Origin of the sequence: Streptomyces sp. NPDC006643, assembly GCF_042870175.1 — a bacterium.
Lineage (GTDB): Bacteria > Actinomycetota > Actinomycetes > Streptomycetales > Streptomycetaceae > Streptomyces.
Genome location: NZ_JBIAHA010000007.1, coordinates 69,061 through 84,828 on the forward strand (window position 1 = coordinate 69,061; position 15,768 = coordinate 84,828).

General features: G+C 71.2%; 20 protein-coding genes. 16 read left to right on the forward strand and 4 right to left on the reverse strand.

What is annotated here, in order from left to right:
* Nucleotides 1-9: 9 nt before the first annotated feature.
* Nucleotides 10-840, reverse strand: coding sequence for a response regulator transcription factor (locus tag ACFYNU_RS11615; protein ID WP_356587377.1), 831 nt, complete (start codon nt 838-840; stop codon nt 10-12).
* A gap of 402 nt (nt 841-1,242) precedes the next feature.
* On the opposite strand from ACFYNU_RS11615, the gene ACFYNU_RS11620 reads away from it, so the two are divergent.
* The 7 genes from ACFYNU_RS11620 (at nt 1,243) to ACFYNU_RS11650 (ending at nt 5,855) form a co-directional block, all read left to right on the forward strand.
* The gene (locus tag ACFYNU_RS11620) at nt 1,243-1,497 is read left to right on the forward strand and encodes a MoaD/ThiS family protein (RefSeq protein WP_356587375.1); all 255 of its coding nucleotides are present in this window, start codon (nt 1,243-1,245) and stop codon (nt 1,495-1,497) included.
* A gap of 10 nt (nt 1,498-1,507) precedes the next feature.
* Nucleotides 1,508-2,782, forward strand: a complete 1,275-nt coding sequence (locus ACFYNU_RS11625) for a hypothetical protein (protein WP_356587373.1) — start codon at nt 1,508-1,510, stop codon at nt 2,780-2,782.
* Nucleotides 2,783-2,938: 156 nt separating this feature from the next.
* On the forward strand, nt 2,939-3,685 hold the full coding sequence (locus ACFYNU_RS11630; RefSeq protein ID WP_356587371.1) for a DUF2993 domain-containing protein: 747 nt from the start codon (nt 2,939-2,941) through the stop codon (nt 3,683-3,685).
* A gap of 286 nt (nt 3,686-3,971) precedes the next feature.
* On the forward strand, nt 3,972-4,079 hold the full coding sequence (locus ACFYNU_RS11635) for a putative leader peptide (protein ID WP_023540667.1): 108 nt from the start codon (nt 3,972-3,974) through the stop codon (nt 4,077-4,079).
* Between the two features lie 146 nt (nt 4,080-4,225).
* Nucleotides 4,226-5,065 (forward strand): sulfurtransferase, encoded by an 840-nt coding sequence (locus ACFYNU_RS11640; protein WP_356587369.1) that lies wholly within the window; start codon nt 4,226-4,228, stop codon nt 5,063-5,065.
* A 50-nt stretch (nt 5,066-5,115) separates the two neighbouring features.
* Entirely contained in the window at nt 5,116-5,403 is a 288-nt protein-coding gene (locus ACFYNU_RS11645; RefSeq protein ID WP_018101653.1) for a DUF1416 domain-containing protein, read from the forward strand.
* A gap of 143 nt (nt 5,404-5,546) precedes the next feature.
* The gene (locus ACFYNU_RS11650; RefSeq protein ID WP_356587366.1) at nt 5,547-5,855 is read left to right on the forward strand and encodes a DUF3099 domain-containing protein; all 309 of its coding nucleotides are present in this window, start codon (nt 5,547-5,549) and stop codon (nt 5,853-5,855) included.
* 60 nt (nt 5,856-5,915) lie between these two features.
* Here ACFYNU_RS11650 and ACFYNU_RS11655 read toward each other — a convergent pair whose 3' ends face one another.
* Both ACFYNU_RS11655 and ACFYNU_RS11660 read right to left on the reverse strand, forming a co-directional pair.
* A complete protein-coding gene (locus ACFYNU_RS11655) occupies nt 5,916-6,803 on the reverse strand; it encodes a maleylpyruvate isomerase family mycothiol-dependent enzyme (RefSeq protein WP_356587364.1) in 888 nt (295 codons plus the stop codon).
* Between the two features lie 79 nt (nt 6,804-6,882).
* Nucleotides 6,883-7,245: a DsrE family protein gene (locus tag ACFYNU_RS11660; RefSeq protein ID WP_356587362.1), complete on the reverse strand. Its 363-nt coding sequence runs from the start codon at nt 7,243-7,245 to the stop codon at nt 6,883-6,885.
* Nucleotides 7,246-7,348: 103 nt separating this feature from the next.
* On the opposite strand from ACFYNU_RS11660, the gene ACFYNU_RS11665 reads away from it, so the two are divergent.
* The 6 genes from ACFYNU_RS11665 to ACFYNU_RS11690 all read left to right on the forward strand — a co-directional run bounded on the left by ACFYNU_RS11665 (nt 7,349) and on the right by ACFYNU_RS11690 (nt 12,193).
* Nucleotides 7,349-8,089, forward strand: coding sequence for a hypothetical protein (locus ACFYNU_RS11665; protein ID WP_356587360.1), 741 nt, complete (start codon nt 7,349-7,351; stop codon nt 8,087-8,089).
* Complete coding sequence (locus ACFYNU_RS11670; protein WP_356587358.1) at nt 8,086-8,871, forward strand: hypothetical protein; 786 nt, start codon at nt 8,086-8,088, stop codon at nt 8,869-8,871. The genes ACFYNU_RS11665 and ACFYNU_RS11670 overlap by 4 nt, the downstream gene beginning before the upstream one ends.
* Nucleotides 8,868-9,791 carry a hypothetical protein gene (locus ACFYNU_RS11675; RefSeq protein WP_356587356.1) on the forward strand — a complete coding sequence of 308 codons (924 nt, stop codon included), beginning with the start codon at nt 8,868-8,870 and terminating at the stop codon, nt 9,789-9,791. The genes ACFYNU_RS11670 and ACFYNU_RS11675 overlap by 4 nt, the downstream gene beginning before the upstream one ends.
* 281 nt (nt 9,792-10,072) lie before the next feature.
* The gene (locus ACFYNU_RS11680) at nt 10,073-10,645 is read left to right on the forward strand and encodes an FABP family protein (RefSeq protein WP_356587354.1); all 573 of its coding nucleotides are present in this window, start codon (nt 10,073-10,075) and stop codon (nt 10,643-10,645) included.
* Nucleotides 10,646-10,753: 108 nt separating this feature from the next.
* On the forward strand, nt 10,754-11,191 hold the full coding sequence (locus tag ACFYNU_RS11685) for a transcriptional repressor (protein ID WP_356587352.1): 438 nt from the start codon (nt 10,754-10,756) through the stop codon (nt 11,189-11,191).
* A gap of 21 nt (nt 11,192-11,212) precedes the next feature.
* Nucleotides 11,213-12,193, forward strand: coding sequence for a folate-binding protein (locus ACFYNU_RS11690; RefSeq protein ID WP_356587350.1), 981 nt, complete (start codon nt 11,213-11,215; stop codon nt 12,191-12,193).
* A gap of 49 nt (nt 12,194-12,242) precedes the next feature.
* Here ACFYNU_RS11690 and dtd read toward each other — a convergent pair whose 3' ends face one another.
* Entirely contained in the window at nt 12,243-12,680 is a 438-nt protein-coding gene (gene dtd / locus ACFYNU_RS11695) for a D-aminoacyl-tRNA deacylase (RefSeq protein WP_356587348.1), read from the reverse strand.
* A gap of 124 nt (nt 12,681-12,804) precedes the next feature.
* On the opposite strand from dtd, the gene ACFYNU_RS11700 reads away from it, so the two are divergent.
* The 3 genes from ACFYNU_RS11700 (at nt 12,805) to ACFYNU_RS11710 (ending at nt 15,741) form a co-directional block, all read left to right on the forward strand.
* Nucleotides 12,805-13,404 (forward strand): ABC transporter substrate-binding protein, encoded by a 600-nt coding sequence (locus ACFYNU_RS11700; protein WP_356587346.1) that lies wholly within the window; start codon nt 12,805-12,807, stop codon nt 13,402-13,404.
* Between the two features lie 46 nt (nt 13,405-13,450).
* Nucleotides 13,451-14,431, forward strand: a complete 981-nt coding sequence (locus tag ACFYNU_RS11705; protein ID WP_356587344.1) for an asparaginase — start codon at nt 13,451-13,453, stop codon at nt 14,429-14,431.
* A 62-nt stretch (nt 14,432-14,493) separates the two neighbouring features.
* Nucleotides 14,494-15,741 carry a GNAT family N-acetyltransferase gene (locus tag ACFYNU_RS11710; RefSeq protein ID WP_356587342.1) on the forward strand — a complete coding sequence of 416 codons (1,248 nt, stop codon included), beginning with the start codon at nt 14,494-14,496 and terminating at the stop codon, nt 15,739-15,741.
* Nucleotides 15,742-15,768: the final 27 nt, after the last annotated feature.

Sequence of the window (15,768 nt, forward strand, 5' to 3'; positions counted from 1 at the left end):
CGGGGTGACCTACCTCCCGGCAGGCCGTACGGCCCCTTCGCGTACCTCGGACGTGTCGGCCGAATGCGTGGTGTCGTCATCCGGCCGTTCCGCGGGCCTCGACGCCTGCGCCTTCGCGGCCGCTTCGGCGATGGCTTTCGCCTTCGCCTCCTCCGCCGCGCGCTCGACCTTCTCCGGAGTGACGAAGCGGTAACCGACGTTGCGGACCGTCCCGATCAGCGACTCGTGCTCCGGACCGAGCTTCGCGCGCAGCCGTCGTACGTGCACGTCGACCGTCCGCGTACCGCCGAAGTAGTCGTAACCCCACACCTCCTGGAGCAGCTGCGCCCGCGTGAAGACCCGGCCGGGGTGCTGGGCCAGATACTTGATCAGCTCGAACTCCTTGAAGGTCAGGTCCAGGACCCGTCCCTTCAGCTTCGCGCTGTAGGTCGCCTCGTCCACCGAGAGATCACCGTTGCGGATCTCCATCGGGGAGTCGTCGGTCGAGATCTGCTGGCGTCCGGTGGCCAGCCGCAGCCGCGCCTCGACCTCGGCCGGGCCCGCGCTGTCGAGCAGGACGTCGTCGATGCCCCAGTCGGCGGTGACGGCGGCGAGGCCGCCCTCGGTCACCACCAGGACCAGCGGGCAGCCGGGTCCGGTGGACCGCAGCAGCTGGCACAGCGACCGCGCCTGGGGCAGGTCGCGTCGGCCGTCGATCAGTATGACGTCGGCACCCGGTGTGTCCACGAGAGCCGGACCCTCGGCCGGAGCCACCCGCACGTGGTGCAGAAGGAGTCCGAGAGCGGGCAGCACCTCCGTCGACGGCTGGAGGGCGTTGGTGAGCAGCAGCAGAGAACTCATCGCCGCCCACCTGCCCGGGTCGGACAATCTTCATGCGTCTGCGTCGTTGGCTCGCCCATTACGTCGCCCATTACGTCGGTTCCTCCTCGGTCCCTGCAAGGGGGCACCTCCCACACCCGGAAGGGAGTGGGGGCGTATGCGGCACCGCTGACCGTCCCGCGCCCTGGGGGCGGAAAGCGCAAAAGGACCCGGGGGCTACATTGCCCGGATCCTCTTCCGCAGCAGAATAACCCACATGTGCTCAGTGTCAGAGGGTGCGGACACTGGGTCATCCGCCGGCGCACCCCGCGGCCGAGGGCTCCGATGCCGTGGCGGGTCTGGGGATCGGCCATCATGGAGGGCCGACGGAACGCGCCGGATTTCAACGGGAATATTGCCGAGAAATTAGCGGAAGGAGTCGCCATGGCAGCGGGAACCATCCGCTACTGGGCTGCGGCCAAGGCGGCGGCGGGGCTCGCCGAGGAGCCCTACGCGGCGGACAATCTGGCTCAGGCGCTCGACGCCGTGCGCCAGAAGCACCCGGGTGAGCTGGTCCGCGTACTCCAGAGGTGTTCGTTCCTGGTCGACGGTGACCCCGTGGGGACCCGCGGGCATGAGACCGTACGGCTTGCCGAGGGCGGCACGGTCGAAGTGCTCCCGCCGTTCGCAGGAGGGTGAACAGCAGAGCATGAGCGACGACCAGTACTACCAGCGTCCGCGTGATCCGCAGCAGGGCTACGGGCAAGGTCAGCAGGGCTACGGGCAGGGCCAGCAGGGCTACGGACAGAGTTACGGCTCCGAGCCCCACCCGCAGCAGCAGTACCCCCAGCAGCAGTACGGGCAACAGCAGTACGGCCAGCAGCAGTACGGGCAGCAGGGGGACCCGCAGCAGTACGGGCAGCAGCACGCGCAGCAGCCGTACCAGGAACCCGCCAACACCCAGGACGCGCAGACCTGGCAGGGCCAGACCTGGGACACCCAGTACCAGCCGCAGGTCCAGCACCAACCTCAGCAGCACCAGCCCCAGCACCGACCTCAGCCGCACCCGCACCAGGTCGCCGCCGAGACCGCCTACCTGCCGCAGCAGTCCGGCGCGCACCCGCTGCCGCCCGAGACCCCGGCCCCCGCGCCGGCCCAGGCCCCGGCCGCCACCCCCGCCGCGGCCCCCGACAGCTACAGCCCGCCCACCACCATGGGCAACGCCCGCATCACCGACGCCCAGCGCGCCCGCGCCGAGGGGCGGTCGCCGATCATTCCGCCCGGCGCCCAGCCCGCCGGGCTGACCGCCGTGCTGGGCCTGTTGCTCGCGGGCGGCGCGGCCGTGGGGCCGTACGCGCTCCTCGTCCCGCTCGTGATCCTCCAGGCCGTCACCGCCGCCGGCTGGTTCCGGCTGAACGGCATGTGGCCCGCCCGTCAGGGCATCGCGCTCGCCTTCGCCGGGGCGCTCGTCGCCGATGTCGCGGTGCTCGCCGTCGACGACGAGTACGCGCTCCCGGCGATCCTCGGCACGCTCGGCGCGTGGGTCCTGCTCACGGTCGTGCTGCAACTGCGCAGCTACGCGGGCGCCGACGAACGCATGCAGGGCCTGATGGCCACCGTCGCCTCCGCCGCGCTGGCCATCATCGCCACCGGCAACCTCGCCGCCGCGCCGGACGCCGTGATCGTCGGCGCGCTCGCCGTCGCCGCGGCGACCGTCGCCCGCGCGCTCCCCCTGCCGGGCCCCGTCTCCGTCGTGGTCGCTCTCGCGGCCGGCGCGGGCGCCGGGATCGTGGCGGGCGGGCTCACCGACATCGGCGGCCAGGGCGCGCTGCTGGGCCTCGGGGCCGGTGTGTGCGCGCTGATCGGGCTGCGGGTGGCCAGTTACGACTACCCCTCGCGCTTCGTCCACATGACCGCCGGGGTCGCGTTGCCGCTCACGGTCGCCGTGCCCGCGATCTACCTGCTGGGCCGGGCCCTGGCGTAAGCCCGGGAACCGATCCGGCGCCCCGGACGTCGAGACCCAGTGCGGGGCACCGGACGGCCCGCACGAGTTCGATCCGCAGGACCAGAGCGACAACGCTGCCATTAGGCTCACGGTCGTCATGGGGGCTGGTACGACCAGGGTGGGGGACACCGAGCAATGCGAGCACTGCGAATTCTGCTGATCGTCGTCGTGATCCTCGGCGGGCTGTTCGTCGCCGCCGACCGGGCCGCGGTGAACTTCGCCGAGAGCGAGGCGGCGAGCAAGATCAGGAGCAGCCAGGGGCTCAGCAGCGAGCCCAGCGTCTCCATCAAGGGCTTCCCCTTCCTCACCCAGGTCGCCGGCTCCTCGCTGGACGAGATAGAGATCAGCGTCGGCGGGATAACCGCCACCACCGAGGGCCGCGAGGTCGAGGTCACCGAGGTCAAGGCCACGCTCCGGGACGTGGAGGTGAACAGCAGCTTCTCGTCGGCCATCGCGGGCAGCGCGGACGGCTCGGCGCTGATCTCGTACGCGGATCTCACCAAGTCCGCGCCGAAGGGCGCGACGGTCGGCTACGCGGGGGCGGAGCGGGCGGCCAAGGGCCAGGTCAAGGTGTCGGGGCCGCTGGGCGATCTGGTGGAGGGCGCGGGCATCGAGGTGCCGGAGGCCCTCAAGGGGATGCTGACGGACGACTTCACGACGTACAGCACCGTCTCGCTGGAGGAGGGCGACAAGGTCCGGCTGCGCGCCGAGGACCTGCCCGAACTGCCGGTGCCGGGTGTCGAGGACAAGCTGAAAGAGGTCGTGGACTACGACCTGACGATCGACGGGATGCCGTCGACCATCAAGCTCGACAAGGTGACGGCGACGGAGGACGGTCTGAGGTTCTCGGGCACCGGCACGGACGTCGACCTGACGAGCTGACGGGCGGAAGGGCCCGCGGGCCGACGGGCCCACGGGCGCGGGTCGGCGGGTCCACAGGTCCGCGAGCCGGCGAGCCCGCAGGTCCGCGCGTCAGCGGGGAATCCCGCCGGTGCGCCGTATCGTGAGACGCGGATGTCCATCCCGTAGATGGAACGGGCGCGGGATCGGCGCCGGAGGCGGGTCCCGGCCATCGGGAGAGCCGGAGCGTCCCACATTTCGGACGATCCCGTCTCGCCATTCGACACACCGGTGACATCGCACCGTATCCGTCCCTACGATCGGACGCATGCAGTGCTTCATCAGCGGTCTCCAACAGCGGGGACAGGCGAACCTCACGAAGCGGCGGGCAGTCGACCTGTGCCGCGTCGCCGCCATGCTCTGTCGCACCGCCTGAGCGGGATACGTCCGTCCCGCCACCTCTCCCCGGCCCTTCGAACGCATCAGGGCCACCCCGTGCCGTACGCAGCCCGCCGCGCCCCCGTGCCCGGAAGGCGCCGCCGCCCGCACCACCCGCCGCACACTGCCCCGGAGGAGAACACCATGAGCCGCAGCGACGTCCTCGTAGACGCCGACTGGGTCGAGGCCCACATCGACGACCCGAAGGTCGTCATCGTCGAGGTCGACGAGGACACCTCGGCGTACGAGAAGAACCACATCCGTAACGCCGTGCGCATCGACTGGAAGCAGGACCTCCAGGACCCGGTGCGCCGCGACTTCGTCGACCAGGAGGGCTTCGAGAAGCTCCTGTCCGCGAAGGGCATCGGCAACGACGACCTCGTGATCCTCTACGGCGGCAACAACAACTGGTTCGCGTCGTACGCGTACTGGTACTTCAAGCTCTACGGCCACGAGGGCGTCAAGCTCCTCGACGGCGGGCGCAAGAAGTGGGAGCTGGACTCGCGCGACTTGGTCGAAGCGGTGCCCGAGCGCGCGGCCACGCAGTACAAGGCCAAGGCCCAGGACACCTCCATCCGCGCCTTCCGTGACGACGTCGTCGCCGCGATCGGCAGCCTCAACCTGGTCGACGTGCGGTCGCCCGACGAGTTCAGCGGCAAGCTGCTCGCCCCGGCGCACCTCCCGCAGGAGCAGTCGCAGCGCCCCGGCCACGTGCCGAGCGCCCGCAACATCCCGTGGTCGAAGAACGCCAACGACGACGGCACGTTCAAGTCGGACGACGAGCTGAAGGCCCTCTACGAGGAGGAGCAGGTCGATCTGGCGAAGGACACCATCGCCTACTGCCGCATCGGTGAGCGCTCGGCGCTCACCTGGTTCGTGCTGCACGAGCTGCTCGGCCAGGAGAACGTCAAGAACTACGACGGTTCGTGGACCGAGTACGGCTCCCTCGTCGGCGTGCCGATCGAGCTGGGCGCGGCGAAGTAGTCCGATCCGCACGACCATCCGCATGACCTGACCCGGAGGACAGATCCCATATGTGTGGAGCGAAGGCCGGCGGCCCGGACGCCTCGACGATCAAGCCCGGTGAGACCACCATCCAGGGTTCCGTGACCCGTGACGGCGAGCCCGTCACCGGTTACGTACGCCTGCTGGACTCGACCGGAGAATTCACCGCGGAGGTCCCGACCTCGGCGACCGGACAGTTCCGTTTCTACGCGGCCGAGGGCACGTGGACCGTACGCGCGCTGGTGCCGGGCGGCACGGCGGACCGCACGGTCGTCGCACAGACCGGTGGTCTGGCCGAGGTGGCCATCGCGGTCTGAGCCGGGTGGTCGGTGGCCGCGTGACTGATGGCCGCGTATCCGATGGCTGAGTAGGACATGATCGGCCGGAGGGCCGCACCCCAGGGGGTTGGACGCTTCCTGAGACGGGGTGCGGCCCTTCGTGCCGTCGGTAAGCTCGATGTATGTATACGCGACGTCGTCGCCGCTACTTCGTGCTGATGGGCGTGTGCATCGCCCTGTTCGTCTCCGCGTGGGCGTTCGTGCGCCTGTGGTCGGTACCGGTGGCGATCGGCATGTGCGTGGTCGCGATGGTCATCCCGCCGATCGCGGCGATGACGGCGAACGCGCGCGGCCCGGACGACCGGTGGTGGGACGACCCGTCGGGCGATCCGAAGTCGGACGAGTGGTGGGACGAACTGGACGGCAAGAAGAAACCCCCGAACCCACCCCCACCGCCCCGGCCCCCCAGAACACCGAAGCCACCGGAATGACGGCGGGGGAGTTCGCTCAGGGGCTCGCACCGTCCGCCTAGGCGGTTCGGCGTCTCGTGTTTACGCCACCACCGCGAGCAGTGTCGTCAGCGTACGGGTCAGTGCCTCGTCGCCGGTCAGGACGGTGCGGTGGCGGGCGGTGGCGGGTGTGATGCCGCGGGTGGCCAGGCGCCAGAAGGTGTCCTGGTCCGTCGTGACGTGTGCGGCGGGCCTGGCGTCCGGGGTGGGCGGTGACGGGAGCCAGCGGCCGGCCCGGCGGACCGCCGACCATCTGCCGCCCGCCGGGCCGGTGACGTCGAAGCGTACGGACGTGCCGTCCGGGCGGTCCTCGGCGCGCAGGGTGTGCGGCAGCGCGCGCATGAACGTGTCGATCACCGGGTGGAGCAGCTCCGGTCCGTCGGCGCCGGGGCGGCCGACCGCGTCGCGGATCTGTTGCTGGTGGACCCAGAACTCGGTGTACTCGCGTGCGATGTCCAGCCAGGCCGGGCTCGGCTCGTCGGTGCCCGCCCAGGAGACGTCGACCCCGGCGGGGTCGTCCAGGGTGACCGTCGCCCACAGGGCGTCGAGCTGGGGGCCGAGGTGGGCCAGCAGGTCGGTCAGGACACGGGGGCTGAGTTGGCGGGTGGCCTCGGCGAAGACGCCGTTGACCCGGGCCAGATAGGCCGGCAGCGTCTCGTCGTTCTCGAACACGGCGCCCCGGTGCCCGTCACGGCCGCCGGAGATACGGCGCAGATAGTCGTTGAGGAGGTGCCCGGCGATGTCGTGCACGTCCCAGCCGGGGCAGACCGTGGGCGCCGACCAGTCGTCGGGGTCCAGCGACCGGAGCAGTTCGAGCAGGGCGTCCCGCTCGCGCGGGAAGAGGGCGCGGGTGTCGAGGAGCGGTCCGAAGGGCGGTCCGAGGGGCGGTCCGAAGGGGGAGGGCGATGCGGAGGGGCCGAGTGCCGTCATGCGGTGACGGTAGGAGGCGGGGCGCGCGGGCGGCGAACGGATTTCGGCCCGCGCGTACGGTCACCGGACCCCCGGGGCGTCAGTAGACGAGCGCCTGCGCGTCGTCCGCCATCGCCTCGCTCACGAAGACCTGGGCGCCCGCGATCCGTACGCCCTCCAGCACATCCTTCTCCGCGATGTCCCGCCGCGCCGCGCACTGCGTGCAGAGGGTGATCCGGCCCGCCGACTGGATCGACTCGATCAGGTCGGGCAGCGGTGCGGCGTGCGGCAGTTCGAACGCGGCGGCCCGGCCCGGCAGGGCGAACCACGCCGACTCACCGGTCAGCCACAGGGACACCTCCACCCCACTCGCCACGGCGACCGCCGCCACGGTGAAGGCCTGCGAGCAGCGCTCGGGGGCGTCGGCGCCGGCGGTTACCTTGATCACGAGCTTCTTCGCCATGTCCCGAACTGTAATGCGCGGTTGTACAACCCCGTTGGCGCGCGACAGGTCTGCTGGACGTGCGGGATTCGGAACCCGCGCCTCAGTTCTGTGGAGGGACCTCTTGGAATCGCCCGAAAGACCGCGCCCGCCCGGGTGGCGGCGCACCGTCACGCTCATCGCGGGGGCGGCCGTGCTCGGCGTACTCGCCGGAGCCGTCACCGGGTACGCGGTGCAGTACCAGCGCGAGCCCACGCCGCTGCCGCCGCTGGCGCAGGCCGAGTTGCGCGCGCCGAAGGCCGTACCGGCCGACGGGAAGACCACCGCGCGGTCGCTGTCGGCGAACCGGTGGGTCGCGAGTGACGGTGATCTGCGCGAGCTGCTGGTGAAGAAGCCGGCGGGCGCGCGGACCGAGAAGAAGGCCGGCTGGCTCGATCTGCCGGACTTCTCGTCCGAGTTCGAGCAGCCCGACGCCATCTTCGAGGACCTGGTGCAGAGCCGTTTCCGGCGTGCCGCGACGGTCGGCTGGTCGGAGGGCGGCTCGGTCTACGTGTCGGTCACGATCATCCAGTTCCGTGACGAACAGAGCTTGGAGGCGTCGGCGTTCGCGGCCAACCAGCAGCGGTACATGGGCGACGACGACTGGGCGGGCAACAAGGGCTCGGCCATCCCGGGCAGCGGGAGCGGCCGTACGTGGGTGTTCGACGAGCCGGACCGGCGGCCGGGTTACGAGCCGTACTACCAGGCGCGCGCCCTCGCGTTCCGCGGTGACCTCGTCATGGACATCCGTTACGACAACAACCGGGGCCCGGTGCCGAAGAAGGCGTTCGAGGCCCTCGCCAAGCGGCAGTTGGAGCTCCTGTGACCGACGACCAGCGGCCGGCCGCCCCCGGCGACGACGTCATCGGCTCGGACACGCCGCCCCGGCGCCTCCCCAGGCGCGTCGTCGCCGGGGTGTCGGCCGTGCTCGCGCTCGCCGTCGCCGTAGGCGGCGGGATCTGGGCCGTCGGCAAGGCCGGCGAGGCCGATCGCACCGCCCCCACCCGCGCCTGGCCGGCATCGGACAAGAAGCCCGCCACCGACGAGAAGCCCCTTGTGCCCGTGGGTGTCGGCGCCATGCTGCTGCCCGTGCCGGACGGTTATCAGCCGGGCCCGGACATCGTCCCGCTCGGCAACGACGACGTGCTGGACGCCGCGCGTACCGCCCAGCACGCCGGGGAAGCCGTACGGGGTCTCGAAGCGGGCGAGCGGGATCGCGTCGCCAAGGCTCTGAAGAAGCTGACGTTCACCGGCGGCGCCCGGCGCAGCTACACCGCGGCGGACAGCCGGTTCGTCGTGGAGCTGCACCTCGCGCGGGTCGCCGAGGCCGGGGCCGACCGCGCGCTCTCCCGGTTCCGGTCGGACACCGGGAACATCCTCGGCGGTCTCCGCGAGGGCCCGCCGGTCAAGGCGAACGGCGACGCCGACTGCTATCTGCTGCCGGACGCCGAGGGCCGGAAGCTGGACGCCATGCTGTGCGGCGCGTACGTGCACGACGTACTGATCACCGCGTACGCGTACGGCGCCGAGAAACTGGACACGGAAGAGGTCGCCCGCGTGGTCGCCGCCCAGCTCAACCATGTCGTGTCCCCGGAGGCATCCGCATGAGCGACCCGACCTCCACCACCACGACCGACACCACCACGACCAGCACCATCGGCACGGCCACCGCCGCCATCTCGCCCGTCGAGGAGGTCACGGCCCCCGCGCCCCCGGTCACGGCCCCCGCGTCCGCGCCGGAGCCCGCGCCCCGCCGCCGTACCGCCGCGCTGTTCGCCGCCCTGCGCTGGACCGCCGCCGTGGCCGTCTTCGGCGCGCTCGGCACGACCGTCGCGTACACCGTCACCGACCGTGAGCGCACGGACATCCCCACCCTGGGCACCCGGGGCGACGGCCGCTGGACGTACCCGACGCTCGTCAAGCCGACCCTGCCCGCCGGCGCGCAGGGTCCGCTCGCCGTCCGGGGCGCGATCCACTACGCGGACCTGGAGCAGCTCCTGCTGCCCGCGCCGGAAGGGAGCCGCCCGGACCCGGCACTCGCCGCCGAGAAGGGCACGAAGAGCCGGGTGCCGGTCAGCCGCTTCCTCCAGGAGTACGCCGAGGACACCCGCGGCTCGATGGCCGCCGACCTCCGCGACAACGGCCTGCGCCATATCGCGGCACGCGGCTGGACCATGGCGGACGACGGCACCTCCACCCGTGTCTACCTGCTGCGGTTCAACACCGGCGCGTCCCAGCTGTTCTTCTTCGGCAGCCACCTCCAGGGCGCCACGGACGCCCCGCAGCGGCTGACGGACGTCGAGAAGCTGTCCTCCTCCGACGACAGCGGGTCCGGGGTGGAGGGTGGTGTCAGCGGGACCGAGACGTACGTCTACGACGAGACCACGCCGCGCGGCCCCGTCCATGTCCGGCACGCCTACATCACCGCCGGGGACACCATCGCGCTGATCGTCCAGTCCCGTAAGGGCTCCACGCCGGCGGTGCCGTTCGAGCAGACGGTGGTTCTCCAGAACCAGCTCCTCGGCTGAGGGGCGCGGAGAGCGGCCGGTTCCCACCCATTAGGCTGGGGACCGGCCCTGCACCGCCCCGACGCACTCCGAGGAGCACCCTGTGCTTGAGAACTTCTTCTCCGCCCTGCTCGCCCTGATCGCGGTGGCGATCGCGGCCTTCGCGGTGCTGACCGTGAAGAAGCTGTACCAGGGCCAGAACTGATCCCCGCCCCGTTCCGCCCCTCACGTCTCCCGAACGCACCCCTCCCGCAACGCACCCCTCCCGCATCTCGCCTCTCTACAGATCGCCTGAGCCGCTCATGATCGAGATCCCGTCCGACCTCAACCCGGACCTTGTCCCGCTCGCCTTCCTCCTCGGTGACTGGGAGGGCGTGGGTGTCTTCGACTTCCCCGGCGAGGAGAAGGCCAATTTCGGCCAGGAAGTCTCCTTCAGCCACGACGGCCGGGACTTCATCGAGTACGCCTCGCACACCTGGGCACTCGACGCCGACGGCAACAAGCTCCGCCCCATCGAGTCCGAGTCCGGCTACTGGCGCATCGACAAGAACCGCAAGGTCGAGGTCGTCATGGTCCGTGACCAGGGCATCGTGGAGATCTGGTACGGGGAGCTGGCCGACCAGAAGCCGCAGATCGACCTCGTCACGGACGCGGTCGCGCGGACGGCCTCCGCCGACCCCTACAGCGGTGGCAAGCGGCTCTACGGCTATGTCAACAGCGACCTGATGTGGGTCGGCGAGAAGTCCACCCCCGAGGTCCCGCTGCGGGCGTACATGTCGGCGCATCTGAAGAAGATCGTCACCCCGGAGCAGGTCGCGGCCTGGGCGAAGGACCTGGGCGATCTGCCGGACGACGGCATCGCCTTCTTCAAGTAGCCGACGAGTACTCGGCGAGCGTCCGGCGAGTACCCGGCGAATGCCCGTAGCCGACGAGTAGCCGACGAGTAGCCGACCTGACGGGCCCGCGCTGCCTACACTGGGCGTGTGGTGAGCACCGACTGGAAGAGTGACCTGAGGCAGCGCGGCTACCGCCTGACCCCGCAGCGCCAGCTTGTCCTCGAAGCCGTCGACACCCTGGAACACGCGACGCCGGACGACATCCTGGTCGAAGTACGCAGGACGGCGTCCGGCGTGAACATCTCCACCGTCTACCGGACGCTGGAGCTGCTGGAGGAGCTGGGCCTCGTCTCCCACGCGCATCTGGGGCACGGTGCGCCGACGTACCACCTCGCGGACCGGCACCACCACATCCATCTGGTCTGCCGCGACTGCACGAACGTCATCGAGGCGGACGTCTCGGTCGCCACGGACTTCACGGACAAGCTGCGGGACACGTTCGGTTTCACCACGGACATGAAGCATTTCGCGATCTTCGGCAGGTGCGAGAAGTGCACCGCCCGTGCGGCGAGCGGCGAATCGTAGACCGGTCGTACGCTTGTCGTCATGCAGCGACAGTCGACAACCAGCCCGCTCCTCTCCCTGCCCGGTGCCGTGGCCGCCGAAGGCCAGGACGAAGGTGTCGCCGCGCACTACGGCGATCTGTTCCCCGAGCAACGGGCGCTCGCCGACGGCAAGGGCCTGGTGGACCTCTCGCACCGCGGTGTCGTCACCGTCACCGGCGACGACCGGCTGAGCTGGCTCCATCTGCTGCTCACCCAGCACGTCAGCGCGCTGCCCGTCGGCCAGGCCACCGAGGCGCTGATCCTCTCCGCGAACGGCCACATCGAGCACGCTCTGTCCCTCGTGGACGACGGCGAGACGGTGTGGGCGCATGTCGAGCCCGGCACGCAGGAGGCGCTGATCGGCTATCTGGAGTCGATGAAGTTCTTCTACCGCGTGGAGGTCGCCGACCGTACGGACGACATCGCCGTTGTCCATGTCCCGGCCGGATCCATCGCCGAGGCGCCGGACGGGGCCGTCGTACGGGAGACGCCGTACGGCCGGGACATCTTCCTGCCCCGCGCCGACCTGGAGTCGTACGCCCGTGAGAACGGCCCGCCGGCCGGGATCCTCGCGTACGAGGCGCTGCGGATCGAGGGCCACCGGCCGCGGCTGGGCTTCGAGACCGACCACCGGACCATCCCGCACGAGCTGGGCCTGATCGGCAGCGCCGTCCATCTGGAGAAGGGCTGCTACCGGGGCCAGGAGACGGTGGCGCGCGTGCAGAACCTGGGGAAGCCGCCGCGCCGGCTGGTCTTCCTGCACCTGGACGGCAGCGAGGTGCTGCTGCCGGGGCACGGTACGCCGGTACGTCTGGCGGCCGACGGCGAGGACGGCCGGCAGATCGGCTTCATCACGACGTCGGCCCGCCATCACGAACTGGGGCCGATCGCGCTGGCCCTGGTCAAGCGCAACGTGCCGCTGGACGCGCAGTTGATGGCGGGGAACACGGCGGCGGCGCAGGAAGCGGTCGTGGAGGTCTGAGCCTCCGCACTCCGTGACTTGTCCTGTCCTGACGTGACGTGTCTTGGCGTCACATCTCCAACTGGACCGTGAACGGGCCGTGGTTCGTGAGCGAGACGCGCATGTCCGCTCCGAACCGGCCCGTCTCGACGGTCGCCCCGAGTTCCCGCAGCCGCGCCACCACCTCGTCGACCAGCGGCTCGGCCACCGCCCCCGGAGCTGCGGCGTTCCAGGTCGGGCGGCGGCCCTTCCGGGCGTCCCCGTAGAGAGTGAACTGCGAAATCACCAGCAGTGGGGCGTTCGCGTCCGAACAGGACTTCTCGTCCGTCAGGATCCGTAGTGTCCAGAGTTTGCGGGCCAGTTGGGCCGCCTTCTCCGCGGTGTCCTCGTGGGTGACTCCCACCAGCACACACAGCCCCTCGCCCACGATCTCGCCGACCGTCTCGGTCCCCGACTCCGTCGCCACGGCGACGCTCGCGCCGTCGACTCTCTGCACCACAGCTCGCATGAGGACCAACCTATCCAGGGACGGACCTACGCCCATCCAGGGCCGAACGGGTGCAGATCGCCTGCATGTGCACGTGCAGGAGTGGCACGATGCACGCAGGCGGAGCGAGGGGAAGTAGGCGCGCATGAGCACATCTGGTGCCGGGCAGTCGCCCGGTCCTGTACCGATCATCGGCGGTACGACGTCCGGCAGGGGCGCCGGTGCCGGTGCCGGTGCGGCGACGGTCCGGCCCCCCGCGCAGCGGGCACCGGGCGGTGAGCACGCCCTGCGGCTGCCGGAGTTGCGTGCCCTGCGGCGGGACGCGACGCGCGACGAGGCCGACCTGAGCTATCTGCGCCGGCTGCTCCAGGGCCGTATCGACATCCTGCGGGCCGAACTGGCCCGCCGGGCGGCGCCCGAGACGCCCGTCGTGGACCGGCTGTCCGAGATCCTGGCGGACACCCCGTCCCTGCACCGGTCCTCCGCGCGGCATGTGACTCTTTCCACACCGCGCAGCGAGGAGTTCCGGCTGCTGGCCGCCGAGGCGCTCGCCGAGGTGGAGCTGTCGGACCTGGAAGCCCGTACGGATGAGGAGTTGCGGGCCGCGATGGGCCGTCTTGTCCGTCATGAGCAGCAGGTTTCGCAGCGCCGGCATCTGCTTCAGCGGACGGCGGACGAGTGCAGCGCGGAGATCGCCCGCAGGTACCGTGAGGGAGAAGCCCAAGTAGACGACCTGCTCACGTAATGCCGTGACTGCCTTTTCGGAGCGGTCCCCGCCCGGAAGGCCGATGATGACGACTCGCAGAACCACGTCCGGTGACAGCGCCGCTGTCGTGTCCCCGGTCCTCGCGGAGGTCGTGCGGTCCGGTTTCGTGGAGGGCGGGCACCGCGGCTCGCTGGTGCTGCTCGCGGCCGACGGCGGTGTGGAGTTCGCGCTCGGCGATGTGGCCGCCCCGGTCTTCCCGCGCTCCAGCAACAAGCCCCTCCAGGCGGCGGCCGTCCTGCGCGCCGGGGCCGAACTGTCCGGTGAGCGGCTGGCGTTGGCGGCGGCCAGCCATTCCGGCGAGGACTTCCACCTCGATCTCGTCCAGCGGATGCTGTCCGAGTCGGGGCTGACGGCGGACGATCTGCTGAACCCGGCCGATCTGCCGCTGGACCCGGTGGAGGCCGAGGCGTATCTGGCGGCGGGGCGGGTCAGGGACCGGGTCACCATGAACTGCTCGGGCAAGCACGCGGCGATGCTGGCGGCCTGCGTACGCAACGACTGGCCGCTCGCCACGTATCTGGAGCCGTCCCATCCGCTTCAGCGGCTCGTCGCCGAGGTGGTCGAGGAGGCGTCGGGGGAGCCGGTCGCTGCGGTCGGTACGGACGGCTGTGGCGCCCCGCTGATGGCCATCAGCCTCACCGGACTCGCCCGCGCCTTCCGCCACTTCGTACTCGCCGAGCCGGGCACGGCCGAGCGCCGGGTCGCGGACGCGATGCGCGCCCACCCGCGCTATGTGGCCGGTACGCGCAGGCACGACACCTGGCTGATGCGCGAGGTGCCGGGGGCGCTGTCGAAGATGGGCGCGGAGGCCGTGCAGGCGGTGGCGCTGGCGGACGGCCGGGCGCTGGCGTTCAAGGTGGACGACGGCGGCCAGCGGGCGCTGGGGCCGGTGCTGGCGCGGGCGCTGGGGCTGCTGGGGGTCGAGGAACCGGTGGTGACCCGGATCGGCCGCGCGCCGCTGCTGGGCGGCGAGGCGGAGGTCGGCGAGGTACGCGCGGTGTTCTGACCCGGTCGTGGGGGGGAAAATCCGGGGGACATCGCGGCCCGTCTGTGTTTAGCGTACGGAGCATGGCCATCGACGTCCGAGTGATCAGCGATTCCGAATTCCCCGACTGGCTCCGCGCCCTGAACACCGGCTTTCTCCGGGCGCCCGGGGTGAGCGAGGAGGATGTCGCCGGCCGCCGGGCGTACATGGACGTGAGCCGGATGCGGGGCGCGTTCGACGAGGGCCGGTGCGTGGCGACGTACCGCACCTTCCCGCAGGAGCTGACCGCCGTCGGCGGCGCCCGGCTGCCGGCCGGCGCGATCTCCAACGTCACGGTCTCGGCCACGCACCGCCGCCGCGGGCTGCTCAGCCGCATGGTCGACGACGACCTGGCGGAGGCGAAGGAGCGCGGCGACGTCGTGTCGACGCTGATCGCCGCGGAGTATCCGATCTACGGGCGGTACGGCTTCGGCCCCGCCACCTGGTTCACCGACTGGTCGATCGACGTGCCGCGCGCCGGCCTGGACCGGCGCCGGTCGGGACAGCCGGACGACGGCGGGCGGGTCGATCTGGCCGACGGCGCGGAGGTACGGAAGCTGGGCCCCGCACTGCACGACCGGCTGAGCGCCGTCGGCCACGGCGTGGTCAGCCGCAACGAGCGCTGGTGGCAGGTCCTCACGGGCACGGCCCCCTCGCACGGCACGCCGTGGACCGAGCCGTTCCACGCGGTGTACCGCGCCGCGTCGGGCGAGGTCGAGGGGGTGCTGACCTACCGGGTGGACGAGGTGTGGGGCGACGCCAAGCAGCCGCTGAACACGGCGACGGTGCTCGACGCGATCGCCGTGACGACGGCGGCGGAGCGGGCGCTGTGGGGTTTCGTCTGCTCGATCGACTGGATCACCACGGTCCGCACCGGCCGCCGGGCCCCCGACGACCTGCTGCCGTTCTTCCTGCCGGACCCGCGCGCGGCGAGGGTCGTCACGCAGGCGGACTTCCTGTGGGTGCGGATCCTGGACACCGTACGCGCGCTGGAGTCCCGTACGTACGCGGCGTCCGGCACCCTGGTTTTGGACGTCCACGACCGGGCGTCCCTGGCCTCGGGCCGCTACCGCCTGGACACCACCCCGTCCGGCACGACCTGCGCACCGACCACCGCGTCGCCCGATCTGACGCTGGACGTGCGGGAGTTGGGCGCGCTCTACCTGGGCGACGAGTCGGCGGTACGCCTGTCGGCACTGGGCACCCTGACGGAGAACACCCCGGGCGCGGCATCCCGCACGGACACCCTGTTCCGCACCCCCCGCCGGCCCTGGTGCCCGGACATGTTCTGACGGGGACGGGGCGACGGGCGGGGCGGG